The organism is Streptomyces sp. NBC_00009, from assembly GCF_045040855.1.
GTDB classification, from domain to species: domain Bacteria; phylum Actinomycetota; class Actinomycetes; order Streptomycetales; family Streptomycetaceae; genus Streptomyces; species Streptomyces aureus.
The window spans coordinates 4,180,830-4,205,396 of sequence record NZ_CP108312.1; the positions used below are offsets into that span (position 1 = coordinate 4,180,830).

Annotated in this window: 24 protein-coding genes; 10 read left to right on the forward strand and 14 right to left on the reverse strand. The window is 70.2% G+C overall.

The genetic code is table 11. The features are described from left to right. The first annotated feature begins 8 nt into the window (after positions 1-8). The 3 genes from OHA58_RS18895 (at position 9) to OHA58_RS18905 (ending at position 2,484) form a co-directional block, all read left to right on the forward strand. Positions 9-470, forward strand: a complete 462-nt coding sequence (locus tag OHA58_RS18895; protein WP_405480090.1) for an ATP-binding protein — start codon at positions 9-11, stop codon at positions 468-470. 30 nt (positions 471-500) lie between these two features. Beyond that, positions 501-1,529: an NlpC/P60 family protein gene (locus OHA58_RS18900; RefSeq protein WP_405480092.1), complete on the forward strand. Its 1,029-nt coding sequence runs from the start codon at positions 501-503 to the stop codon at positions 1,527-1,529. A 235-nt stretch (positions 1,530-1,764) separates the two neighbouring features. Then, on the forward strand, positions 1,765-2,484 hold the full coding sequence (locus OHA58_RS18905; RefSeq protein WP_405480094.1) for a phosphatase PAP2 family protein: 720 nt from the start codon (positions 1,765-1,767) through the stop codon (positions 2,482-2,484). Between the two features lie 329 nt (positions 2,485-2,813). On the opposite strand, the gene OHA58_RS18910 is transcribed toward OHA58_RS18905, so the two are convergent. Beyond that, a complete protein-coding gene (locus OHA58_RS18910; protein WP_405480095.1) occupies positions 2,814-4,382 on the reverse strand; it encodes an FAD-binding oxidoreductase in 1,569 nt (522 codons plus the stop codon). A 326-nt stretch (positions 4,383-4,708) separates the two neighbouring features. Here OHA58_RS18910 and OHA58_RS18915 point away from each other — a divergent pair, with 326 nt between their 5' ends. Next, positions 4,709-5,572, forward strand: a complete 864-nt coding sequence (locus OHA58_RS18915) for a hypothetical protein (RefSeq protein ID WP_405480097.1) — start codon at positions 4,709-4,711, stop codon at positions 5,570-5,572. Between the two features lie 97 nt (positions 5,573-5,669). After that, positions 5,670-5,861 (forward strand): hypothetical protein, encoded by a 192-nt coding sequence (locus OHA58_RS18920; protein WP_405480099.1) that lies wholly within the window; start codon positions 5,670-5,672, stop codon positions 5,859-5,861. 93 nt (positions 5,862-5,954) lie between these two features. Here the strand turns inward: OHA58_RS18920 and OHA58_RS18925 are convergent, their stop codons facing one another. Further along, a complete protein-coding gene (locus OHA58_RS18925; RefSeq protein ID WP_266562661.1) occupies positions 5,955-6,305 on the reverse strand; it encodes a metal-sensitive transcriptional regulator in 351 nt (116 codons plus the stop codon). Between the two features lie 188 nt (positions 6,306-6,493). Here OHA58_RS18925 and OHA58_RS18930 point away from each other — a divergent pair, with 188 nt between their 5' ends. Beyond that, positions 6,494-7,114 (forward strand): DUF47 domain-containing protein, encoded by a 621-nt coding sequence (locus OHA58_RS18930; protein WP_116512248.1) that lies wholly within the window; start codon positions 6,494-6,496, stop codon positions 7,112-7,114. Positions 7,115-7,122: 8 nt separating this feature from the next. Then, positions 7,123-8,121, forward strand: a complete 999-nt coding sequence (locus OHA58_RS18935; protein ID WP_405480100.1) for an anion permease — start codon at positions 7,123-7,125, stop codon at positions 8,119-8,121. 113 nt (positions 8,122-8,234) lie between these two features. Here the strand turns inward: OHA58_RS18935 and pstB are convergent, their stop codons facing one another. The 12 genes from pstB to mshD form a co-directional block, all read right to left on the reverse strand. After that, positions 8,235-9,011, reverse strand: a complete 777-nt coding sequence (gene pstB, locus OHA58_RS18940) for a phosphate ABC transporter ATP-binding protein PstB (protein WP_100595598.1) — start codon at positions 9,009-9,011, stop codon at positions 8,235-8,237. A gap of 37 nt (positions 9,012-9,048) precedes the next feature. Continuing rightward, on the reverse strand, positions 9,049-10,119 hold the full coding sequence (pstA, locus tag OHA58_RS18945; protein ID WP_405480101.1) for a phosphate ABC transporter permease PstA: 1,071 nt from the start codon (positions 10,117-10,119) through the stop codon (positions 9,049-9,051). Beyond that, positions 10,116-11,117, reverse strand: a complete 1,002-nt coding sequence (gene pstC / locus OHA58_RS18950; RefSeq protein WP_405480102.1) for a phosphate ABC transporter permease subunit PstC — start codon at positions 11,115-11,117, stop codon at positions 10,116-10,118. Before pstC ends, pstA begins: the two co-directional genes overlap by 4 nt. Before the next feature lie 99 nt (positions 11,118-11,216). Beyond that, complete coding sequence (gene pstS / locus OHA58_RS18955; RefSeq protein WP_405480104.1) at positions 11,217-12,347, reverse strand: phosphate ABC transporter substrate-binding protein PstS; 1,131 nt, start codon at positions 12,345-12,347, stop codon at positions 11,217-11,219. Between the two features lie 238 nt (positions 12,348-12,585). Beyond that, on the reverse strand, positions 12,586-13,008 hold the full coding sequence (locus OHA58_RS18960; protein WP_405480105.1) for an NUDIX hydrolase: 423 nt from the start codon (positions 13,006-13,008) through the stop codon (positions 12,586-12,588). After that, complete coding sequence (locus tag OHA58_RS18965) at positions 13,005-14,072, reverse strand: CHAD domain-containing protein (protein WP_405480106.1); 1,068 nt, start codon at positions 14,070-14,072, stop codon at positions 13,005-13,007. Before OHA58_RS18965 ends, OHA58_RS18960 begins: the two co-directional genes overlap by 4 nt. Further along, a complete protein-coding gene (locus tag OHA58_RS18970) occupies positions 14,053-16,425 on the reverse strand; it encodes an RNA degradosome polyphosphate kinase (protein WP_405480108.1) in 2,373 nt (790 codons plus the stop codon). The genes OHA58_RS18965 and OHA58_RS18970 overlap by 20 nt, the downstream gene beginning before the upstream one ends. A gap of 114 nt (positions 16,426-16,539) precedes the next feature. Continuing rightward, a complete protein-coding gene (locus OHA58_RS18975; protein WP_405480110.1) occupies positions 16,540-17,496 on the reverse strand; it encodes an ABC transporter permease in 957 nt (318 codons plus the stop codon). Then, the gene (locus tag OHA58_RS18980; RefSeq protein ID WP_405480111.1) at positions 17,493-18,482 is read right to left on the reverse strand and encodes a hypothetical protein; all 990 of its coding nucleotides are present in this window, start codon (positions 18,480-18,482) and stop codon (positions 17,493-17,495) included. The genes OHA58_RS18975 and OHA58_RS18980 overlap by 4 nt, the downstream gene beginning before the upstream one ends. Beyond that, positions 18,479-19,399, reverse strand: coding sequence for an ABC transporter ATP-binding protein (locus OHA58_RS18985; RefSeq protein WP_405480112.1), 921 nt, complete (start codon positions 19,397-19,399; stop codon positions 18,479-18,481). Before OHA58_RS18985 ends, OHA58_RS18980 begins: the two co-directional genes overlap by 4 nt. Beyond that, positions 19,396-19,782 carry a GntR family transcriptional regulator gene (locus OHA58_RS18990; RefSeq protein ID WP_266569342.1) on the reverse strand — a complete coding sequence of 129 codons (387 nt, stop codon included), beginning with the start codon at positions 19,780-19,782 and terminating at the stop codon, positions 19,396-19,398. The genes OHA58_RS18985 and OHA58_RS18990 overlap by 4 nt, the downstream gene beginning before the upstream one ends. A 116-nt stretch (positions 19,783-19,898) precedes the next feature. Further along, positions 19,899-20,831, reverse strand: coding sequence for a mycothiol synthase (mshD, locus tag OHA58_RS18995; protein WP_405480113.1), 933 nt, complete (start codon positions 20,829-20,831; stop codon positions 19,899-19,901). A gap of 173 nt (positions 20,832-21,004) precedes the next feature. Here mshD and OHA58_RS19000 point away from each other — a divergent pair, with 173 nt between their 5' ends. The 3 genes from OHA58_RS19000 (at position 21,005) to OHA58_RS19010 (ending at position 24,491) form a co-directional block, all read left to right on the forward strand. After that, a complete protein-coding gene (locus tag OHA58_RS19000) occupies positions 21,005-22,822 on the forward strand; it encodes a bifunctional metallophosphatase/5'-nucleotidase (RefSeq protein WP_405480115.1) in 1,818 nt (605 codons plus the stop codon). A gap of 90 nt (positions 22,823-22,912) precedes the next feature. Continuing rightward, on the forward strand, positions 22,913-24,184 hold the full coding sequence (locus OHA58_RS19005) for a DUF2993 domain-containing protein (protein WP_405480116.1): 1,272 nt from the start codon (positions 22,913-22,915) through the stop codon (positions 24,182-24,184). Positions 24,185-24,350: 166 nt separating this feature from the next. After that, positions 24,351-24,491, forward strand: coding sequence for a hypothetical protein (locus tag OHA58_RS19010; protein ID WP_405480118.1), 141 nt, complete (start codon positions 24,351-24,353; stop codon positions 24,489-24,491). Positions 24,492-24,567: the final 76 nt, after the last annotated feature.

Sequence of the window (24,567 nt, forward strand, 5' to 3'; positions counted from 1 at the left end):
AGACTTCCATGGCCACGGTAACCCCGCCCCCCTGGACCTACGCCCTCCATCTGCCCCACGACCCTCGTGCTCCCGGCATCGCCCGGGCCGCCCTGCGCGTCATCCTCGACGCGCACGGGCTCGCCGACCTCCGTGACGACGCCGAGCTGCTCGCCTCCGAACTCCTCACCAACGCCCACCTCCACACCACCGGCGCGTACGGTCTGCGCCTCGCGCCCCGTTCGCCCGGCGGGGTCCGCGTGTCCGTGTGGGACTCCAACCCCGAGATCCCTCCCGGGTTCCACGCGGGAGGGATCTCGGCCGACGCGGCGGAATCCGGTCGCGGGCTGCACCTCGTGCGGGCCTGCGCCGACGCCTGGGGCGCGTACTCCCTCGGTACGGCCCGTCGCGGCAAGCTGTTGTGGGCCGAGTGCCGAAACGAGCCAACCGGATCGACTCGCCTCGTATCGCCACACCCGCATCTAAACTGACGCGGTGGACTTCGGGGCAGCGAGGGGCGGTTGACGGTGCGTAAGGCGTGGGTCGTCGGGGGAGCGCTCGCCGCCGGGGGGACCGGGTTCGTCACGCTGCTCGTTGTCGGTACGTACATGGCCGCCGGCAGTCTCGCGAGCGGGGTCGGCAAGGGAGCCGTGGGGCTCGCCAAGGGCGCCGTGCCCAGCGCGTACCAGTCGATCGTGCAGGAGTGGGGGAACCTCTGCCCCGCGATCAACCCGGCGCTGCTCGCCGCGCAGTTGTATCAGGAGAGCGGGTTCAACCCGAACGCGAAGAGCCCGGCGAAGGCGCTCGGGATAGCGCAGTTCATCCCGGGGACGTGGGCCGCGCACGGGGTCGACGGGGACGGGGACGGGGACCGGGACATCTGGGACCCGAAGGACGCCATCCCGTCCGCGGCCTCGTACGACTGCTCGCTCGCCAAGTACGTGAAGGACGCGCCGGGCAATCAGACCGAGAACATGCTCGCCGCGTACAACGCGGGTGCGTACGCCGTCATCAAGTACGGGGGCGTACCGCCGTACCGCGAGACGCAGAACTACGTGAAGACGATCACGAACCTGGAGAAGAGCTTCGCGCGGCCGGTCGGCCGGGTGCAGCCGTCGCAGCAGGCGGCGGGGGCTATTTACTACGCGCAGAAGAAGCTCGGGACCCCGTATCTGTGGGGCGGGAACGGGACCGCCGATCAGGGCGGCCGGTTCGACTGCTCGGGGCTGACGCTCGCCGCGTACCGGGAGGTCGGGATCGAGCTGCCGCGTGTCGCGAACGACCAGTACAACGCCGGGCCGCACCCCAAGCGGGACGAGCTCCTGCCGGGGGATCTCGTTTTCTTCTCGGACGATCTCACCGACAGCCGTGCGATCCGGCACGTCGGGATCTACGTGGGCGGTGGCTACATGATCGACGCGCCGCGCCCGGGAGCCGTCATCCGGTTCGACCCGGTCGACACCCTCGACTATTTCGGGGCGACCCGGGTGACCGAAGATGGTGCGAAAGCGGTGCCGAGCACGAGCCCGGACGGAAACCCCGAAGTGTGACGTGGCCGGAACTCTCCGTTAGAGCCCTGCCCTGAGCTGCGGCTTCGTGTCTCTCTTCGATAACGTCTGCGTGATCATTCAGTGGATTGTGGAACGAAGGAGAGGGGACCGTGCGTTCCTTTTCCTGAGCTGATCGCGGATCGACGTGGACCGCGGATCTATGACCACGGGGGTGGACGAGCGGCGCACGACTGTGTGCGCCCACTGAGCAGCAAGACGAAGGGGCCGCGGCGAGATGGCTGGACTGGCTGGACTCTCGGCACTCGGGGCCTCCGGGTCCAACCCCGACGTCGGTCTGCTCTACGACATCAACGGCCTGGCGAAGGACGCCCCCGGCTGGGTCGACAGCACCATGGCGTTCATCGGTGAGTACGGGCTGCTGCTCGCGCTCGTGCTGCTCACGCTGTGGTGCTGGTGGGGCGTGCGGAAGCGGGACTCGCTCGACGACGCCGCCTCGTCCGTCGCCTCCGTCGTGTGGGCGCCGCTCGCCGCCGGGATCGCCGTCCTGGTGAACGTGCCGATCCGCAGTTTCGTCGAACGGCCCAGGCCCTTCACCGACCACGACGGCCTCGACGTCCTGGTCAGCGGCAAGTCGGACTTCTCCTTCGTCAGCGATCACGCGACGCTCGCCATGGCCATCGGAGCCGGCCTCTTCGTCGCCCACCGAAAGTTCGGGCTCATCGGCCTGGGGCTCGCGGTGCTCGAAGGGTTCTGCCGGGTCTTCATGGGCGTGCACTACCCGACGGACGTCGTCGGCGGATTCGCCCTCGGCACGGCAGTGGCGCTGCTCCTGTCGCCGCTCGCGTCCGCGCTGCTCACCCCGCTGGCGCGCACCGTCGGTCGGACGACGCGGCTGCGGTGGCTGGTGTGGTCGCCTAGCCCTGCCTCGTCGGCTCGGGAGACGGTGGAAATTCCTGAGGCTCGGGAGTCGGAAGAGCGGGATCTGGCCGCTTAGCCTCTTCTGCCGCACGTCGGGCAAGGAGGACGGTGCCGCCGGCCGCGCCGGCGAGCGCCACGGCGCCGGACGTGACCGCGAGGGGGCCCGAAGCGGGATGGTCCGAGCCGTCGTCGGTGACGGCGGCGGTCGTGACGCCCAGGGCGAACGCGGCGGCGGCGATCGCGAAGACGGCGGCTATGCGGGGTATCCGGGGCTTGTTCATGGTTCCAGCGGAACGCTGCGCTTTGCTTTGGGCCAGTTGAGGGCGTGTTGGGTTGGGCCGTCCGGGGGCGCTTACCGCCGCAACGGTCGTGCGTCGGCGCCTGCCCGGTGGTGGCTGGGCGCGCTCAGAGTGCCTGCGGGAACGTGAAGAAGCGGTTCGGGTCGTACTGCTTCTTGACCGTCGTCAGGCGCGCGGACGCGTCGCCGTAGTACGCCTTGCGCCAGTCCGTCAGCGTCGGGTCCGTGTAGTTCTGGTACGCCGCCCCCGACGCGTACGGGCGCATCGCCGCGTGCGTGGAATCGAGCCAGCCGCGGGCCGTGGAGCCGGATGTTCCGGCCCGCCAGGACACGATGTACTGCGCGAGCATCCGGGAGCGCCGGTGCACGAAGGCGGTGGCGGTCGGGTCGACGCGGTTGATCGCCCCGCCGAGCGCGGTCAGCGCGATGCTGCCGGCGCCCGAGGTGACGTTCTCCATCTTGGCGAACATGGCGCGGATGCCGGCCGAGGAGATGGAGCGGTCGAAGAAGTCCGAGCGGGCCGCGTACGTCTCGCGCCCCAGAGCCCCTTGCGTGCTGCGCCCCGGGGTCGTGCCTGGCAGATGGCACATCGTGTCCTCGGCGAACGCCGAGCAGCCCGCGTACACCTCCATCGACTCCTCGTAGGAGCGCCGCTTGAGGGAGACGTTCGACGCGGGGCCGGGGCCGCCGGGGCCGTCGGCGAGGCGGTCGACGGCGTTCTGGAGCTCGCGGTACGTGCCGAGGGAGAACGCGGCGATCGAGATGGTCGGCCGGCCGCCCACCGCGTTGGCTATGTGGCAGGACGACCAGATCTCGTCGGGCTGCGAGGGGCCCCACTCCTGCCAGGCCTTGAGGACGGCCGTGGCCTTCGACCAGGGCCAGGTCATGTACGCGGAGACGGCCTGCGGGGCGGGGTGCGTGCGGAAGCGGAGCTCGGTGACCACGCCGAAGTTGCCGTTGCCCGCGCCGCGCAGGGCCCAGAACAGGTCCTTGTTCTCGCTCTTGTTCGCGACGACCTGCTTGCCGTCCGCCGTGATCAGCGTGGCCTGGGTGAGGCTGTCGCAGGTCAGGCCGTAGGCGCGGGAGACGACGCCGTGGCCGCCGCCGAGGGTGAGGCCGGAGACGCCGACGGTGGGGCAGGAGCCGGCCGGGATGGTGACGCCCTTCGCGGCGAGCGCGCGGTACACGTCGATGAGCTTGGCGCCCGCGCCCACCACGGCCTCGCCCCCGGAGGCCCTGATCGCGGAGAGCTTGGACACGTCGAGGATCAGGCGGCCGTCGCCGGACGACCAGCCCGCGTACGAGTGGCCGCCGTTGCGGATCGAGACGGGGACGTGGTGGGCCCGCGCGTAGGCGAGCGTGGTGCGGATGTCGTCGGGGTGGGCGACGTAGGCGACGGCGGTCGGCTTCAGGCTGTCGAAGCGGGTGTTGTAGAGCTGGCGCGCGGCCGCCCACTTGGCCTGGCCGGGGGTGACGAGGGTGCCGTCGAGGTCCTTGGCGAGTGCCTTGAGGTTCGCCGCGGCGGAGGCGCTCGCGCTCTTGGTGCGGATGGGCGCGCTGGTCGTCGCGCTGGGCGTGGTCCGCCCGCCGGCCCCCGCCGCGCCGGTGCTGCATGCCGTGGCCGCGCCTGCCGTGACGGTGGCCGCGCCGACTGCGATGAACGTACGCCGATCCATGGACGCCTCCCGTTGGTTCCCGGGGTACGAGACGTCTTTGGAAAGCGCGGGGTTCCACGCCGGGGGGTTCAGGGGCGGGCCGTGTGCTCCTCGGCGTCGGTTCTCGCCTTCGAGCGGGCTCTGCGAGAGGGGCCGCGCCAGCCGCACGTGCAGCGGGCCAGGCAGAAGCGGCCTTGTTCGGCCGTGGTCGTTCGGTGGGTCCCGGGGAGTTCGGACTGCTCTTGTGCCACAGCTCAACGGTACGCGTGACGGGTGCAGGCAACCGTCGTTATCCGGTCGACAGAGGGGCCGCGGACGCTCGGACAGGGCTTGGGGGCAGACAGGCGATGGTGCAGCACGGACGCGCAGCACGGGCGGTCGCGGCGGCCGCGGCGGTCGGACTGATGGGCCTCGCCTCCGGCTGTTCGGCCGCTGCCGAGGCGGACAACGAGAGCCCGGCCGAGTCCGCCGTCGCCGTGCACGACGCGGCCGACCGCCTGGTCAGGGAGGGCAGTTCCAAGGCCCGTACGTCCATGGAGATGGCGAGCGGCGGGACCCGCGTCACGATCAGGGGCGAGGGCGTCTACGACTACCGGGCGCGCGTCGGGCAGCTGAAGGTCGTACTTCCGCAGGATCCTTCCGGCGCCGAGGAACACCGGCCCATCACCGAACTCCTCGCGCCCGGCGCCCTGTACATGAAGAACCGGGGCGCGGGGGTGCCCGCCGACAAGTGGGTGCGGGTCGACACGGCCACCATGTCGGACGGGAACCTGGTCACGGGCGGGGCCACGGATCCGCTGGCCGCCGCCGAACTGCTGCGGGGCGCGCGCAAGGTGACGTACGTGGGGGAGAGCGAGCTCGCCGGGACGGAGGTCCGGCACTACCGCGGGACCGTCGACATGGCGGCCGCCGCCCGCGCCGCCTCCCCGGCCAGCCGGCAGTCGCTGGCGGCCGCGGCGAAAGGGTTCGCCAAGGACCAGGTGCCGTTCGACGTGTACCTCGACGACCAGGGCCGGATCCGGAAGGTGCGCCACCGGTTCAGCTTCGTGAATACGAAGGCGACGGCTGCGGTGAAGGGGAAGGGGAAGGGCGGGAAGAGGGAGGTCGTCGATGTGGCGTCCACCACTCTTCTCTACGGCTTCGGGATTTCGGCGAATATCGAACTTCCCGACACAAAGGACATCTTCGCCGGGAAGATCGCCGAGAATTAGCCGTCCGGAAATGGTCCGTCCGTGCCATGCGCAGCGCGTAGGCCGCTCCCTACTCTAGGAAGTCGGTTACGGCTGCGGCTTACGGCTGGAAGAGGTGATGAACGTGGCTCCGGTGGGCGGCACGGCGGTTCATGACCACGTCGCCCTCGCCGAGATCGAGCTGTGCGGTGAATTGATCATCGCGGCGTCGGCCGCGGATGAGGACCGGCTCAGTGCGGACCAAATCGACGAGGTGCTCAGGGTCGCCGAGGAGCGGTGGCCCCGGGACGAGGATCCCGGGGAGTCCTGAACCCGTGAGGGGCGCGGCCGGCTGTCGGGCGCGCCCCGGCTCCGGGTCAGGTATCTCACAGGGGCAGGGCGCGCGGTGCGCGTCCCGGGCGTCTCAGGTGCGCAGCATCCGCGCGATCGCCTTCGTCGCCTCCTCGACCTTCGCGTCGATCTCGTCGCCGCCCTTGACCGCCGCGTCGGCGACGCAGTGGCGCAGGTGCTCCTCGAGGAGCTGGAGCGCGAAGGACTGGAGGGCCTTGGTGGAAGCGGAGACCTGCGTGAGTATGTCGATGCAGTAGACGTCCTCGTCGACCATGCGCTGCAGGCCCCGGATCTGGCCCTCGATGCGGCGCAGGCGCTTGAGGTGCTCGGCCTTCTGGTGGTGGTACCCGTGGATTCCACGGTCGTGGTCCGTCACGTTCTCGCCGTCGTGGTCGGTCACGATCTCGGTCGCTTCCGTGGTCATCGCGTCCTCCCGTTGTATACCCCTACTGGGTATATGGTACCGAATTCCGAGGGGGTCCGACGGGTTCGCGGGACCCCGTGCTGATCACTGTGCCTGATGGGCGACACTGGGGTATTGCCGGTTAGCCGTGGCCGGATGATGCGCCTAGCATCAGCCTGACCGAATCCAAAGCACCCCGAGGACCCCACGTGCGCTTTCGTCTGACCCCCAGGGAGACGAGCTTCTACGACATGTTTGCCGCATCCGCGGACAACATCGTCACGGGCTCGAAACTCCTGATGGAACTGCTCGGCGCGGATTCCTCCGCCCGGGCCGAGATCGCGGAGCGGATGCGGGCAGCGGAACACGCCGGTGACGATGCCACCCACGCGATTTTCCACCAGCTGAACTCCTCGTTCATCACGCCCTTCGACCGCGAGGACATCTACAACCTCGCATCGTCCCTCGACGACATCATGGACTTCATGGAGGAGGCCGTCGACCTCGTCGTCCTCTACCAGGTCGAAGAGCTGCCCAAGGGTGTCGAGCAGCAGATCGAGGTTCTGGCGCGCGCGGCCGAGCTGACCGCCGAGGCCATGCCGAACCTGCGGACCATGGACAACCTCACCGAGTACTGGATCGAGGTCAACCGCCTCGAGAACCAGGCCGACCAGATCCACCGCAAGCTGCTCGCGCAGCTCTTCAACGGCAAGTACGACGCCATGGAGGTGCTGAAGCTCAAGCAGATCGTGGATGTGCTCGAAGAGGCGGCGGATGCCTTCGAGCACGTGGCGAACACGGTGGAGACCATCGCCGTCAAGGAGTCCTGAGCCCTCTCATGGACACCTTCGCACTGATCGTGACGATCGGCGTCGCGCTCGGATTCACGTACACGAACGGCTTTCACGACTCGGCGAACGCGATCGCCACGTCGGTCTCCACGCGTGCGCTGACGCCCCGCGCGGCGCTCGCGATGGCCGCGGTGATGAACCTCGCCGGTGCCTTTATGGGCGACGCCGTCGCCAAGACGGTGAGTGAGGGGATCATCGCCACGCCCGTGGGCGACAAGGGGATGGGCATTCTCTTCGCCGCCCTCGTCGGCGCGATCATCTGGAACCTGGTCACCTGGTACTTCGGCCTGCCGTCCTCGTCGTCGCACGCGCTGTTCGGCGGCATGGTCGGCGCGGCGCTCGCCGGCGGTACGGCCGTCCACTGGACCGGCGTGCTCGACAAGATCGTCATCCCGATGCTCACTTCGCCGGTGGTCGGCCTGATCGCCGGCTACCTCGTGATGTGCGTGATCCTGTGGCTGTTCCGGCGGTCCAACCCGCACAAGGCCAAGCGCGGCTTCCGTATCGCGCAGACGGTGTCGGCGGCCGGCATGGCGCTCGGCCACGGTCTGCAGGACGCGCAGAAGACCATGGGCATCGTGGTGATGGCCCTCGTCATCGCCGGGCACGAGTCGTACAGCGACCCGATCCCGGTCTGGGTCAAGCTCGTCTGCGCGCTGATGCTGTCCCTCGGTACGTACGCGGGTGGCTGGCGCATCATGCGCACCCTCGGCCGCAAGATCATCGAGCTGGACCCGCCGCAGGGTTTCGCGGCCGAGACGACCGGCGCGTCGATCATGTTCGGCTCGGCGTTCCTGTTCCACGCGCCGATCTCGACGACGCACGTCATCACCTCGGCGATCATGGGCGTGGGCGCGACCAAGCGCGTGAACGCGGTCCGCTGGGGCGTCGCCAAGAACATCGTCCTGGGCTGGTTCATTACGATGCCGGCCGCGGGTGTCGTGGCTGCGGCGAGTTACTGGGTCGTGAATCTGGCCTTCGGCTGAGAGCCGGCAATCCGTACAGGACACAAAAGAAGGCCCGCCCCCCGGGAGCCAGGGGGCGGGCCCTTTGCCTTGCGGTGGCACCGCCATGCAGCACCGCAAGGAGCAGGTGGTGTCTAGCCGAAGCGGCCCGAGATGTAGTCCTCGGTGGCCTGGACCGACGGGTTGGAGAAGATCCGCTCGGTCTCGTCGATCTCGACGAGCTTGCCGGGCTGGCCGACCGCGGACAGGTTGAAGAACGCCGTGCGGTCCGAGACGCGGGCCGCCTGCTGCATGTTGTGCGTCACGATGACGATCGTGAAGCGCTCCTTGAGCTCGCCGATCAGGTCCTCGATGGCGAGGGTCGAGATCGGGTCGAGGGCCGAGCAGGGCTCGTCCATGAGGAGCACCTGGGGCTCGACCGCGATGGCGCGGGCGATGCACAGACGCTGCTGCTGGCCGCCGGAGAGGCCGGAGCCGGGCTTGTTGAGGCGGTCCTTGACCTCGTTCCAGAGGTTGGCGCCCTTGAGGGACTTCTCGACGACGTCGCCGAGCTCGCTCTTCTTGTACGAGCCGTTCAGGCGCAGGCCCGCCGCCACGTTGTCGAAGATCGACATGGTGGGGAACGGGTTCGGGCGCTGGAACACCATGCCGACCGTGCGGCGCACGGCGACCGGGTCGACGTGGGTGCCGTAGAGGTCCTCGTCGTCCAGGAGCACCTTGCCCTCGACGCGGCCACCAGGGGTGACCTCGTGCATGCGGTTCAGGGTGCGCAGGAAGGTGGACTTGCCGCAGCCGGACGGGCCGATGAAGGCCGTCACGGAGCGGGGTTCCACGGTCATCGAGATGTCTTCGATCGCCTTGTGGGAGCCGTAGTAGGCGGTGAGTCCGCTTACGTCGATTCGCTTGGCCATAACTAACTCACTACTTCCGGGTCGCTGATAGGTCGCGTCAGCGACCGGTCTTCGGGGCCTTCCAGCGGGCGATGCCGCGGGCCACCAGGTTGAGGATCATGATGAAGGCGATGAGGACGAGAGCCGCCGCCCATGCACGGTCGTACGCCGCCGGGCTGCCGCCGCTGTTCTGGTACTGCTGGTAGATGTACAGCGGCAGCGAGGACTGGGGTCCCTGGAACGGGTCCGTGTTGATGAGCGGATTGCCCCAGACCAGCAGCAGTACGGGCGCGGTTTCACCGGCGATACGGGCGATGGCCAGCATCACACCGGTCGTGATGCCGCCGATCGACGTCGGCAGGACGACCTTGAGGATCGTGCGCCACTTCGGTACGCCGAGCGCGAGGGAGGCCTCGCGCAGCTCGTTCGGGACGAGCTTGAGCATTTCCTCGGTGGAGCGGACGACGACCGGGATCATCAGGATGGACAGCGCCATCGATCCGGCGAAGCCGGAGTAGCTGAAGCCGAGGATCAGGATCCAGAAGCTGAGGATGAACAGGCCCGCGACGATCGACGGGATGCCCGTCATGACGTCGACGAAGAAGGTGACCGCCTTGGCGAGCTTGCCCCGGCCGTACTCGACCAGGTAGATCGCGGTGAGCAGGCCGATCGGCACGGAGATCAGGGTGGCGAGGCCGACCTGCTCCAGGGTGCCCATGATGGCGTGGTAGATGCCGCCGCCCGGCTCGTAGTCCGTGACGACGCCCATCGAGTGGGTCAGGAAGAAGACGTCGAGGACCTTCACGCCGCGCGAGACGGTCTCCCAGATCAGGGAGACCAGCGGGATCACGGCGAGGATGAACGCGACCCAGACGACGCTGGTCGCGACGCGGTCCTTGGCCTGGCGCTTGCCCTCGACGGCGGTGGCGATGCCGAACGTGCCGAGCACGAACAGGACCGCGGCGATCAGACCCCACTGGATCTGGCTGTCGAGTCCGGCGCCCAGGCCGATCGCGCAGCCGATCGCGACGGCGCCGACGGCGATGGCGTACGGCGCCCAGCGGGGCAGGCGCGCGGCGCTGAGGGAGTTGGTGCCGGGGGCCGGCGGGGTGATCGTTGCGTTGCTCATGCGTTGGCCCCCGAGTACTCCTTGCGGCGGGCGATGATCGCGCGGGCCGCGCCGTTCACGACCAGCGTGATGATGAACAGGACCAGACCGGAGGCGATGAGCGCGTCACGGCCCTGCTCGGTGGCCTCGCTGAACTTCGCGGCGATGTTCTGCGCGAAGGTGCCGCCGCCCGGGTCGAGCAGGCTGGCGTTGATCTCGAAGCTGGGGGAGAGGACCGTCGCGACGGCCATGGTCTCGCCGAGCGCGCGGCCGAGGCCGAGCATCGAGGCGGAGATGACGCCGGAGCGGCCGAAGGGGATCACCGACATGCGGATGACCTCCCAGCGGGTGGCGCCGAGCGCGAGTGCGGCCTCCTGGTGCATCAGGGGCGCCTGCCGGAAGACCTCACGGCTGACGTTCGTGATGATCGGGAGGATCATGATCGCGAGCAGGATGCCGACGGCGAGGAGGGTGCGCGGGGCGCCGCCCTGCCACTCGAAGATGCCGGTCCAGCCGAAGTAGTCGTCGAGCCAGCTGTAGAAGCCGGTGAGATGCGGCACCAGGAAGAGGGCGCCCCACAGGCCGTACACGATGGACGGTACGGCGGCGAGCAGGTCGACGACGTACGCGATCGCGCCGCCGATCTTCTTCGGCGCGTAGTGCGTGATGAACAGCGCGATGCCGACGGCGACCGGGACGGCGATCGCCATGGCGATGACCGAGGAGACGATCGTGCCGAAGGCGAGGACCGCGATGCCGAAGACCGGCGGGGTCGCGTTGGCGTTCCACTCGAAGGTCGTGAGGAAGTTGCCGTCGTTCTTGGACAGCACCATCGAGGCGCGGTAGGTGAGGAAGGCCGCGATGGCGGCCATGATCACCAGAAGCAGGATGCCGGAGCCGCGCGAGAGACCGAGGAAGATCCGGTCACCGGGGCGGGTGGCGCCGCGGGACGTCTTGAGGGACGGGGCCGGCGGCTCGGCGGGGGCGGGTGGAGCAGTCGTCTTCGTGGATATATCCATGGGGTTCTCCGGTCTGCGGAGCCGCGGTCGGGCGGCTCCAGGCGGCGGTGCACCGGACGGTGCGGCCCGCCCCCTGTGGGGGACGGGCCGCACGCTGGGTCAGCTCAGGCTCGCGATGGTGTCGCGGACCTTGGTGTTGATCTCGGAGGGGATCGGCGCGTAGCCGAGGGCCGCCAGGGAGTCCTGGCCGTCCTGGCTCGCGATGTAGGTGAGGAAGGACTTGGTGGCCGGGAAGGTGTCGGCCTTGTTGCCCTTGTCGCAGACGATCTCGTACGTGACGAGGGTGATCGGGTAGGCGCCGTCGGCCTTCGTCGCGTAGTTCAGCTGGAGGGCGAGGTCCTTGCCCGTGCCGACGACCTTGGCGTCCGAGATGGCCTTGGTGGCGTTTTCGGTGGTGGCCTTGACCGGCGCGGAGGCGCCCGTGTCGAGGTCGACCGTCTTGATGCCGTCCTTGGCGTAGGAGAGCTCGAAGTAGGAGATCGCGCCGGCGGTCTGCTTGACCTGCTGGGCGAGGCCGGAGGAGCCCTGCGCGGACTGGCCGCCCTTGGCCTGCCAGGCCTTGCCGCCCGAGTACTTCCAGTCCGCCGGGGAGGCGGCCTTGAGGTACTTGGTGAAGTTGTCGGTGGTGCCGGACTCGTCCGAGCGGTGGAACGCCTGGATCTTGGTCTTGGGCAGCTTCGCCTTGGGGTTCAGCTTGGCGATGGCCTCGTCGTCCCAGGTGCTGATCTTGCCGTCGAAGATCTGGGCGAGGGTCTTGGCGTCCAGGATCAGGTTGTCGACACCCGGGACGTTGTAACCGATCGCGATCGGGCCGCCGACCATCGGGAGGTCGATGCCCTGGCCGCCGGAGCAGACCTTCTTGGAGGCGGCGACCTCTTCGGGCTTCAGCGCGGAGTCCGAGCCGGCGAAGGCGACCTGGCCCTGGGTGAACGCCGTGACACCGGCGCCCGAACCCTCGGGCTTGTAGTTGATCTGCACACCCTTGCACTCGGCGGTGTACGCCTTGACCCAGGCCTGGATGGCGTTGGCCTGCGCGGAGGAACCGTTCGCGAGGAGCTGGCCCTTGGCGTCGTCGCACTTGATGCTGCCGGCCTTGGCCGACGGGCCGCTGCTCGAACCGCCGGTGGCACTCGTGTCGTCCGAGCCGCACGCCGTGAGGGCCAGGGCGCCGGAGACGGCGATGGCGCCGAGGGAAAGGGCGCGGAGCCGGTTCTTGCGCTGAAGCTTCACTTTCGGATGTTCCTTCCAGGAGCCGCCGGTCGGTGATCCGGGACGGCGTGCGAAGTCTGTTCGTTCCAGGTAGGCGGTGCGGTGTTCGCCCGTGTGGGCGACTCGCACCGTGTAAGGCCGAAATTAGGCAGGACAGGTGAAGCGACCAATGGGCATGAGTGAACGGCGGGTGAACCTCGGCGGTCGGTGCGGTGAGGTACTGTGTGACGTTTTGTGATGACGCGGGCACACGCTGCGACTATGCCAGGTGGAGGGCGCTCAGCAGCGCGTCTACGAGCGTCTTGTCGCGGGGCTGGGTCAGGCGGTGGCGGGCGGCGGCCGGGGAGAGCCAGGCGACGCGGTCGACCTCGCGGTTCGGCGTGAACCCGCCGTCCGTCGCCTCGGCGGCCCAGTAGTCGACGCGCTTGGGGCGACCGCCTGCGACATAGCGGGTGGTGGGGAGGCGGGCACCCGGAGCGCACTGGAAGCCGGTCTCCTCCTCGACCTCGCGCAGCGCGCCCGCAAGTGCCTCCTCGCCGCGCTTCAGCTTGCCCTTGGGGTGCGACCAGTCGTCGTACTTGGGCCGGTGCACGAGGCAGATCTCGAGGCCGTCGTCGTACGGGGAGCGGCGCCACAGCACGCAGCCCGCCGCGCGGATCGTGTCGTCGCCGCTCCTGCTCATGTGGTGTGGACCGTCTCCTTCAGCCAGGCCCGTTGGAACGCGAAACGGGCCGCTTCCACTTCGTGGCGCTGGTCGGCGTGCAGGACGCCGAGCGCGTAGGCCGTCGCCGGGGCGATGCGCGGGGTGCGGGCCGCATGGGCGGCGGCCGCCGCGGCCTCGGCGGCGTCCCGGTGCCGGTCGAGCGCGGCGGCCGCCTCGGTCTCCGCGTCGGCCGGCCCGCCGCCGGTGCCGGGTCCGCACGGCACGACCTCCTGGGCGTAGCGGTGCAGCCGCAGCAGGAGGCGTACGTGGTGCCACGGGGCGTCCTGGGACGGGGGTGCCGTGTCGGCGGTGAGGCCCTGGACGAGAGCCTCCGCGTTGTAGGGGTGGCCCGCCCGGTGGAGGGGCAGCGCGGCGACGGCCTCGGCGAGGCGGGACTCGGCGGAGGCGGCCAGCGCGTCGAGGTCGGCCGGGGTGGCGCGCAGCGGGACCTCGCTGGCGAGTACGGCGACGTTGTCGGCGACCGCGTGGAAGCGGGACGAGCCGAGTGCCTGCAGCGCTGTGGAGTGGGCTCTGGTCCGGGCGAGGGTGAGCTGGCGCTCCAGCAGGGCGCCCGCCTTCGCCGCGCCCACGGTCAGATTCCCCGACGCCGTGTTCTCGGTCCGCGACAGCTGGGCCGTGCCCACCCGCCCGGGGGGAGCCGCGGGGGTCTGGGCCGGTACCGCGTGTGCGCCGGAGAGCCGGTGCAGCGCCGACAGCAGCCGCTCCAGGCGGCCCGCGTACGCGTGCTCCTGCGCCAGCGTGCCCGAGAGCCATGCCAGTTCGGGGCGCAGCGCGTCGGACCACTCGGGGTCGAGCAGGGGACGGAACGTGTGCAGGGTGCCGCTGATGCGGCGGGCCGAGCGGCGCAGGGCGCGCGCCGCCCCGGCCGCCTCCTCGGCGGTTCCCCCGGGCGCGGAGCCACCGCTCTCGCGGTGCTGCCGCAGGGAGCGCAGGAACTCCGTGGCCTGCTCGCGCAGATAGGCCGCGACGACCTCGCCCGCGGAACCCTCCGCTCCCGTCGTCTCAAGGTGTTGCTGTGCCACGCCGGCGCCTCCGGGCGTCTATGAGCATCTCCTGTACGTTCCGCAGGGGCCGGCCCTCCGCGTCCTTGGCGTGCCGGACCCAGTTCCCGTCCGGTCCCAGGTGCCAGGAGGCGGTGGTGTCGGACATCCCCGTCTCCATGAGCCGGTTCAGGGCGCCGCGGTGGGCCGGGTCGGAGACCCTGACCAGGGCCTCGATGCGGCGGTCGAGGTTGCGGTGCATCATGTCCGCGCTGCCGAACCAGACCTCGGGCTCGCCGCCGTTGCCGAAGGCGAAGACCCGGGAGTGCTCCAGGAAGCGGCCGAGCACGGACCGTACGCGGATGTTCTCCGACAGGCCCGCGACGCCCGGCCGCACGGCGCAGATGCCGCGGACCCACACGTCGACGGGTACGCCGGCCTGCGCCGCCCGGTACATCGCGTCGATGACGGCCTCGTCGACCATCGAGTTGACCTTGACGCGGACGTAGGCGGGGCGGCCGGCGCGGTGGTGCTGGACCTCGTTGTTGATCCTCGAAATGAGGCCGTCGCGCAGGGACTTGGGGGCGACGAGGAGACGGCGGTACGTCTCGCGGCGCGAGTAGCCCGACAGCCGGTTGAAGAGGTCGGAGAGGTCGGCGCCCACCTGCGAGTCGGCGGTGAGCAGGCCCAGGTCCTCGTAGAGGCGGGCCGTCTTCGGGTGGTAGTTGCCCGTGCCGACGTGGCAGTAGCGGCGCAGCGTGTCGCCCTCCTGGCGCACCACGAGCGACAGCTTGCAGTGCGTCTTGAGGCCGACGAGGCCGTACACGACATGGCAGCCGGCCTCCTCCAGCTTGCGCGCCCACTTGATGTTGGCCTGCTCGTCGAAGCGGGCCTTGATCTCGACGAGGACGAGGACCTGCTTGCCGGACTCCGCGGCGTCTATCAGCGCGTCGACGATCGGCGAGTCGCCCGAGGTCCGGTACAGCGTCTGCTTGATCGCGAGGACGTCCGGGTCCGAGGCGGCCTGCTCCAGGAACGCCTGCACGGACGTGGAGAACGAGTCGTACGGGTGGTGGAGCAGCACGTCCCGCTCGCGCAGGGCGGCGAAGACGTCGGGCGCGGACGCGGACTCGACCTCGGCCAGGTCGCGGTGGGTGCCCGCGATGAACTTGGGGTACTTCAGCTCGGGCCGGTCGAGGCCGGAGATGCCGAAGAGGCCCGTGAGGTCCAGGGGGCCCGGCAGCGGGTACACCTCGGACTCGCTGATCTTCAGCTCGCGCACGAGGAGGTCGAGGACGTACCGGTCGATGGTCTCCTCGACCTCGAGCCGCACCGGCGGCCCGAAGCGGCGCCGCATGAGCTCCTTCTCCAGCGCCTTGAGGAGGTTCTCCGCGTCGTCCTCCTCGACCTCCAGGTCCTCGTTCCGGGTCAGCCGGAACATGTGGTGCTCCAGGACCTCCATGCCGGGGAACAGCTCGCCCAGGTGCTTGGGCGCCGAGATGACGTCCTCGATGGGGACGTAGCGCTGCGGCGATGCCTCCAGGAAGCGGGAGAGCAGCGGCGGCACCTTGACGCGCGCGAAGTGGCGGTGCCCGGAGACCGGGTTGCGCACGACGACGGCGAGGTTCAGGGACAGGCCGGAGATGTAGGGGAACGGGTGCGCCGGGTCCACGGCCAGTGGGGTGAGCACCGGGAAGATCTGCTGCTTGAACAGCGTGAAGAGCCGGGACTGCTCCTTGTCGGTGAGCTCCTCCCAGCGCACCAGGTGGATGCCCTCGTCGGCGAGCGCGGGGGCGACGTCCTCCTGGTAGCAGGCGGCGTGCCGGGCCATGAGCTCGCGCGAGCGGTTCCAGATGAGCTCGAGGACTTCGCGGGGCTGGAGCCCGGAGGCCGAACGGGTGGCGACGCCCGTCGCGATACGTCGCTTGAGGCCGGCCACGCGGACCATGAAGAACTCGTCCAGGTTGGACGCGAAGATCGCCAGGAAGTTCGCCCGCTCCAGGAGCGGGGTGTCCGGGTCCTCGGCCAGTTCGAGTACGCGCTCGTTGAACGCGAGCCAGCTGCGCTCCCGGTCGAGGAAACGGCCCTGGGGCAGCTCGGCGCTGTAGTCCTCGAACTCGTCGGGGTCGGCGTCGATGTCGGCCGTGAGCTCGGGGAGCTCGGGTTCGAAGTCACCGCCCGCGACCGTGTGCGGGCGGTGCGCGGCTATCGAGCCGACGGACGGCTGCGCTTGCCGCTCGGAGGCCTGGTCCTGGGCGTTCTGCTGGCTCATGGACCCATTCTTCCGCGCCCGGACCACGATGGGCGCGTCGGAGAGCGCGGGCGTGAGGCGGAGTCTCCCGTTCGGGGAGTGCTCCGCCGGGGCCCCGGCGGGGTCGGGCGCGGCGGGCTGCATTCTGAGAGGGTGGCAAGCCCGTCTGAATGGTTGGTTACGGCGACATGACGTGCGGGGCATGGCGGGGCGTCCCCCACACGTCTACGGGGACGCCCCGCCACGCCCCGCACGTCGTCAGGGCCGCTGGTTCCTGCGCAGGAGGGCGAAGGCGGCGGCTGCCACCAGTGCCGTCAGGGCGAGGAGGATGCCGGTCTCGACGAGCTGGAGCGGCCAGAAGTGGGAGGAGGGCTGGAACTCGCGGTAGAAGCCCGTGATGTTGTGCTGGACGAGGCAGCTCTTGTCGTCGACGCACAGGGGGTCGGCGATGTGCGCGCCGCTGCCGGTGACCGCGCCCTCGTCGAGGAGGAGGCCGGCGAAGGCCCGGTAGCCCTCGTGGACGTCGCCGATGACGGTGACGGGGGGCCAGAGGTGGTCGCGGATCTCGCCGAGCGCGACGGTCACGATGCCGACGAGGGCGAGCGAGACACAGATCGACGGGATCACGCGCTTGGAGATGAACGCGACAAGCGCGCCGAGTGCCAGGCCGAGCAGCGGGAGCGCGACGGCGGTCGGGCCCAGCGCGCCGTAGACACCGTTGGTGAACCACTGGTTCGACGGGAGGCCGCTCGCCGCAGAGGCGACCAGGCGGCGCAGGGCCACGAGGATGCCGGTGCCCACGACGAGGAAGGCGGCCGGGAGGGCGAGCTTCGTCGTCAGCCAGCGGGCCGGGGAGACGGACTGCGTCCAGGCGAGGGCGGCCGTGCCGCGCTCCAGCTCGCGGCCGAAGAGGATCCCGCCCGCGAAGGCGGCGGCGAGCGCGGGCACGATCGTGATCAGGCTCGTGGTGAGCCCGAGGAGGAACTCGTACGTGCCCGCGCCCGGCCCTGTGGCGCTGCAGGCGTTCATGACGCCTGCGACGCACTTGCCCGTGATGTGCCACCCGGAGCTGCCCGGTCCCCACAGCCACAGCAGCATCGCCCCGGTCACCGCGACGTACGCGGCCCACAGCCACAGGGCGAGCCGGTGCAGCCGCAGCACCGTCCAGGTCAGGCCGGTCGAGGGGGAGAAGGGGGAGAGGGAGGCGGTGCTCATGCGGCGGTCTCCTTCTTCGGCTGGTACCGGCGCAGGACGAGGAACGCGGCGGCCACGGCGAGCGCGGTCAGGCCGAGCAGGATGCCCGTCTCCGCGAGCTGGCGGGGCCAGTAGTCGGGGGAGGGGAGGTAGCTGCGGGTGAAGCCGGTGATGTGGTGGCGGTCCAGGCACTTCTGGCTCAGGTAGCAGCCGGGGTCGGAGACCTTGGCGCCCGTGGACGTGATCGCCTTGCTGTACACGGGCAGTTCGGGCTGCAGACGCGAGAACGGCGAGTGCTGGAACGGCCAGTTGTTGCCGCGCATCGCGCCGGCCAGGAACTGCACGACACCGGCGGCCGCCAGGGCGGGCAGCGTACGGCGCAGGACGAGGGCGGCGAGCACGCCGACCGCGAGGCCGAACAGGGCGCTCGCCACGGTGGCGGGGCCGAGGGAGAAGGCGAACGAGCGGGGGCCGATGCCCGCCACCAGGAGGTGGTTGTGCGCGTTCCACACCAGCCAGTACAGGACGACGAGCAGGCCCGTGCCGACGGCGACGAACACCGCGGGCACGGCCAGCTTCGCGGTGAGCCAGCGGGCGGGGGACACGGACTGGGTCCAGGCCAGCCCGGCCGTCCCCCGCTCCAGTTCACGCGCGATCAGCGGTCCCGCCGCGAAGACGGCGATGGCGCACGAGGCGATGCCGATCAGCGAGGACGGGCCGTAGAAGCGGGAGTCGAACGAGCCGCCGAAACCGAGAAATGAGAACCCGTCGAGGTACGCGTTCTCCTGCGCACCGCTGTAGCCGAACACGTCGAACGCCTTCTGCGCCGCGCTCGCGCCGGGGCCCCACAGCCACAGCAGCAGGCCCGCGGTGACGGCGACGTACGCGGTCCACACCCACATCGCGGTGCGGTGCAGCCGCAGCACGGTCCAGACGAGGCCGTCGGCGCCGGGAAGGCTGCGGCGCGCGGCGGGGCGGCCGGTGTCCTTGTCCAGGAGGGCGGTCATGCCGTCACCGCCGCGGCGGTGACGGTCGTGCCCGGGGTGATCAGGGCGGGGGCGCCGGGGTTGCGCAGATGGGCGATGACGAGCTCCTCCATGGATGGTTCCTGTGCTTCCCAGGCGCTGTCGAGCGGCCCGTCGCGGCGGATCAGGGCGGTCAGGCCACGCCCCGCGGGGCGGGACTCGATCACGGTGTGCGGGGCGAGGTCGGCGGCCGTGCCGCGCCCGGTGACCAGGCTGTGCGCGGCCGTCAGGTCGTCGATGCCGCCGCCGAGCCGGATGCGGCCGCCACCCAGGAGCAGCAAGTGGTCGCAGGCGTCGGTCAGTTCGGCGACGATGTGCGACGACATCAGGACGGTGGTGCCGTGTTCGGCGGCGTCCGCCATCAGCGTGCCCATCATCTCGTGGCGGGCCAGCGGGTCGAGGTCCGCCATCGGCTCGTCGAGGAGCATCAGCTGGGGGCGCTTGCCGAGCGCGAGGGCGAGCGCGACGCGGGTGCGCTGTCCGCCGGAGAGCGAGCGGACGCGGGCCGCGGGGTCGAGGTCGCCCTGCGCGACGATCGCGGCGGCGTACTTCGCGTCCCAGTGCTCCGGGTTCAGCTCGGCGCCCATGCGCAGGGTGTCCGCGATGGAGAGCTGGGGGTACAGCGGCTTGTCCTGCGAGAGGTACGCGACGCGGTCGCGGTGCACGCCGGGGGCGGCGCCGAGGACGGTGACGCGCCCCGCGGTGGGCCGCATGAGCCCGGCGGCGATCGCGAGCAGGGTGGACTTTCCCGCTCCGTTGGGCCCGGCCAGGGCGCTGATCCGCCCGGCGGGCAGCCGGAAGGAGCACACGTCGAGGGCGGCGTGGCCGTGGCGGCCGTAGCGCTTGCCGAGCCCTGTCGCTTCGATGGCGACGGCCGGGGTGGTGCTGGTGGAACTCACTGATCCCCCTTCGGGAAGTTTTCGTCCAGTACGGCGCCGAACAGGGCGGCCGCGTCCTCGCGGTCGAGGCCCGCGGCGCGGGCCCGCCGGGCCCAGTCCGCGAGTTCGGCCCGCAGCGGCGAGTCGGCCGGGGCCGCGCCGAGCGTCCTGCGGACGAAGGTGCCGAGACCTCTGCGGGCCTCGACCAGACCTTCGCGCTCCAGTTCGCGGTACGCCTTGAGCACGGTGTTCGGGTTGATCGCGGTGGCTTCGACGACCTCGCGGGCCGTGGGCAGCTTGTCGCCGGGTTCCAGCAGTCCGAGGCGCAGGGCCTGCTGGGTCTGCTGGACGATCTGGAGATAGGTGGCGACGCCGCTGCGCCGGTCGATCCGGTACTCGACCACGTTCCTCAACACCACCCTTTCACTAATCAAGTAGTGAAAGGGTGGTGCAAGAGAGGGGCAGTGTCAAGTGACGACTGCCCCTCGGGTGCCTGCCGGCCGCTTTCCGCTCCTGCGGGCTACGACTCCGTGCGGTACATCAGGTCCGTCTCGTGGGTGACGAAGCCGAGGCGCTCGTAGACCGTGACCGCGGGCTTGTTGTCGGCGTCCACGTAGAGCATCGCCGTCGGCATGCCCGACGCCTCCAGATGCCGCAGGCCCACCGCGGTGAGCGCCTTGCCGAGGCCGCCGCCCTGGTGGTCCGGCGCGACCCCGACGACGTACACCTCGCCGAGCTGTTCCTCGGCGTGGACCTTGGTCCAGTGGAAGCCGATGACCTCGCCGTCGCTCTCCCGGACGGCGAGGAAGAAGCCGGCCGGGTCGAACCACGGCTCGGCCTTGCGGTCGTCCAGGTCGCGCTGGTTCAGCGAGCCCTGCTCGGGGTGGTGGGCGAACGCCGCCGCGTTCACCGCGAGCCAGGCCGCGTCGTCATCGCCGGGCACGAAGGTGCGGATGACGACGCCCGCGGGCAGTACCGGCTCGGCGAGCGCGGGACCCTCGGCCAACGGGCGCCGCATCTGGCGCAGTTCGCGGAACAGGGTCAGGCCGAGGACCTGCGAGAGGTGCCGGGCCGCAGAGTGGCCGCCGTGCGCCCAGACCCGCAGCCGCTTGCCGGACGAGCCGAGCAGCGCAGAGCCGAGCGCCCGCCCGTGCCCGTGCCCGCGGTGCGCGGGGTGCACGACGAGCTCGGCGGCCGGCGCCTCGATCGGGTCGGTGTCCTCCAGCTGGCCGTACCCGATCAGCTCGCCGTCGACGGTCAGCAGGAAGTGGCGCACGCCCGCCCTGGGGCCGCCGCGCAGCTGCAGCCTGCCCTGCTCCGACACCGCCTGCTGCCCGTCGGCACGGGCGGCGTCCGAGAGGATCTCCAGGACGGCTTCCGCCTGGTCGGGAGTGAGGGCGGTGAGCGTCTCGATCTGGCGGTCGGGGGCGGTGGGCACGGCATCGCTGGTCATGGACAAGAGGGTACGGCGACGGGCCCGCGCCGGGCCTGCTGCCAGGTGATGGCAATCAGCTCGTAACCGGCAAACACCTGTCGTGCTACGCGCGTTGACCCTAGGCTGCCGACTTGGTCACGACACACCGCCACCACCGTCGTCTCACAGCACCCACACAGGGGGACGTACCCATGACTCCGCTGACTCCGCTGACACCGCACAGGCCCAGACGCCGCGCATCGCGGATACTCGCCGCGGCGGCCGGGTTCGCCACCGTCGGCGCGCTCGTCGCGGCGCTGCCCGCGAACGCCACGCAGGACCGGCACCACGGGGGCAAGGGCGGCCGCACGGTCGACGTGCAGCTGCTCTCCTTCAACGACTTCCACGGCAACCTGGAGCCGCCGGCCGGCTCGTCGGGCCAGGTCACGGAGAACCTGCCGGACGGCACCACGAGGAAGGTCGACGCGGGCGGCGTCGAGTACCTCGCCACGTCCCTGCGGACCGCCAGGAAGAGCCACCCGTACAGCGTCACCGCCGCGGCCGGCGACCTGATCGGGGCCAGCCCGCTGCTGTCGGGGCTCTTCCACGACGAGCCCACCGTCGAGGCGATGAACAAGCTCGACCTGGACGTCACGAGCGTCGGCAACCACGAGTTCGACGAGGGCGCCACGGAGCTGGCGCGCATGCAGAACGGCGGCTGCCACCCCAAGGACGGCTGTTTCGAGGACGGCAAGAAGTTCGAGGGCGCCGACTACCCCTACCTCGCCGCCAACGTGACGAACGAGAAGACCGGCAAGCCGATCCTCGCCCCCTACTGGGTGTGGAAGCACAACGGCGTGAAGATCGGGTTCATCGGCGTGACCCTTGAGGGCACCCCCGACATCGTCTCCGCGGACGGCGTCAAGGGCCTGAAGTTCCACGACGAGATCGAGACCGTCAACAAGTACGCCAAGATCCTCGACAAGCAGGGCGTGAAGTCGATCGTCACGCTCATCCACGAGGGCGGCGTGCCGGCCTCCGGCTCGTACAACTACGACTGCGACTCCCCGAGCGGCGGCGCCGGCATCTCGGGCCCGATCGTCGACATCGCCAAGGGCATCTCGCCGAAGGTCGACGCCCTGGTCACCGGGCACACGCACAACGCGTACGTCTGCACGATCCCCGACCCGTCCGGCAAGCCCCGCATGGTCACTTCGGCGTCCTCGTACGGGAAGCTCTACACGGACACGACGCTGACGTACGACCGCCGCACCAAGGACATCGTGCGTACGTCGGTGAAGTCGGCCAACCACGTGGTGAGCCGCACGCAGGACAAGGCGCCGGACATGACCGCGCTGATCGGCCGCTGGAACAAGCTGGCCGCGCCGGTCGCGAACCAGCCCGTCGGCTACATCTCGGCCGACATCCCGGGCCGCGGCGCCGGTACGCCCGAGGAGCCGCTCGGTGATCTGATCGCGGACGCGCAGCTCGCGCACGCCAAGACCCTCGACCCGAAGACCTCGCTGGCCCTGATGAACCCCGGCGGCGTGCGCTCCGACCTCGTGTACAAGGCGAGCGGCAGCGAGGGCGACGGCGTCGTCACCTACGGCGAGGGCTTCACCGTGCAGCCCTTCAGCAACACCGTGAACCTGGCCGACCTGACCGGCGCCCAGGTCATCACCGCGCTCCAGCAGCAGGTCAGCGGTTCCAACGAGGCCTCGCCGAAGATCCTCCAGCCGTCGGCGGGCCTGACGTACACGCTCGACATGACGAAGACGGGCGCGGCCCGGGTCGTCGTCGACTCCATCAAGCTGAACGGCACCGCGATTGACCCGGCGGCGACGTACCGCGTCGCGATGAACTCGTTCCTCGCGGGCGGCGGCGACGGCTTCGCGGCGCTCGGCCAGGGCAAGAACCCGCTGGTCGGCAGCGACGACCTGAAGGCGTTCAACGACTATCTGACGGCGAACTCGTCGGCCACGTCGCCGATCGCGCCCCCGAAGGCGGACCGGATCACGATCGTGAAGTGACGTATCGCACGGCCGAGTTGGGGACCTAAACCGTCCCTTACTGGGAGTAAAGCTTAGCGGTGGGGTCGGTTCGTATGGTGAAATCTCACGATGCGTTCCCCCCACCGCATAGCCACGTTCACGTCCGAGTCCGCCGAACTGTCTGATGTACGCACGGAGGAATCCGTTCCATCGGGCACTGCGCCGCACAACCCGTACGACGAGCTGGGCGCCCTCGCGGACAGTCCGCTCGACGAGTTCCTGCACGAGGAAGACCCCGAGGCGGGGCCGGACGACCAGCCCTGGTCCAGGCCCAACCACCGCCGCGGCAGCCGCCGCCGCAACCGGTTCGCCGGGCTGCCGCTCGCCACGAAGGCCGTCGTCGGGATCCTCGTCCTCGCCGCCTTCGTCACCCTCGCGGACCGCTGGGCCCTCCTCTACGCCGAGCACCGCGCCGCGGACCGGCTCAAGGACCAGCTGCACCTGAGCGCCGCGCCCGAGGTCGACATCGAGGGCTTCCCGTTCCTCACCCAGCTCGCCGACCGGCGCCTGGACGAGGTGAAGATCACCGTCCCCGACGTCGCAGCGAGCCGCGTCTCCCTCGCCAAGGTCTCCGCGACCATCCGCGACGTACGCATCGACGGCGACGGGCCCACCGATGTGCGCGGCGCCCGCATCGGCGGCATGACCGGCGAGGTCCTGCTCACCTTCGACGACCTGAACCGTGAACTCGGCGCCTCCCAGGTCACGTTCAGCGGACAGGGCCGCGACCGGGTCCTCGCGCGCGGCACACTGCCCGTCGCCGGACACGACCTGAAGGTGCGCGCCGACGCCACGATCCGGCGCATCGGCGACACCGGCATCGCCACCGACATCGGCGGCATGCGGCTCGACATCGGCGACCTCGCCACGTACCGGCCCGGCACGCGTCCCTCCGAGGGCCTGCACCTCAGCCGCCGCTCCGTGGCCCGCCTCGCGACCGAGACCGCGAAGGCGAAGGCCCTGCTGTCCGTGCCGTCCCTCGTGCACCGGCTCGGCGTGCCCGACTCGGCCGTGCGCGCGGCGCTGCGCAGCGACCGGCGCCTGAGCGAACTCACCGGATCGCCGCGCTTCGTGCACCAGCTGATGTCCCTGAACCTGGTCGACCTCGCGCTCGCGCACCCGGCGCTCCTGAAGAAGTTCGGCCTCGACCCGGCACTGCTCCAGGGCCTCACCCGGCTCACCCGCCCCGAACTCGCCGACCGCCTCTCACTGGCGTTCCGGCTGCCGAAACTGCCGGGCGCGGGCATGGGCGACGTCCAGCTGAGTGACGTGCGGGTCGAAAAGGACGGGATCCGGGTCGGCCTGACGGGCTCCGGACTTGCGGTGGGCGGTTCCCGATAATCGCTGTGAATGTGTCCGTGAATTCCCTTTGCCTCGATTAATTGGAATCTCACCAGAATCGGCGATTTCCGCTCCGTGCGGCGCGTAATGTTTTCCGTGTCGAGCCGGACGCGGCGCGACACGGAAAAGGTGTTCGGTAAGTATTCGCTGTTCAGGGAGGAACCCCATGAGCTTCCACAAGATCACCCCGGTCAAAAAGAACCGCAAGCCTGTCGCCCCGAAGGCGAAGCCGGTCGCTCACCGGCAGGCCAAGCAGGCCCCGAAGGTCGCGGCGAAGCGTCGTCCGGTCGGCGGTCAGGGGCACTGAGCCCCTGTATCAAGGGGTGTAGGCGCGGTGTGAACACACGCTGTGTGCAGCCTTGCAAAAGGCGTCAATCGGCTGT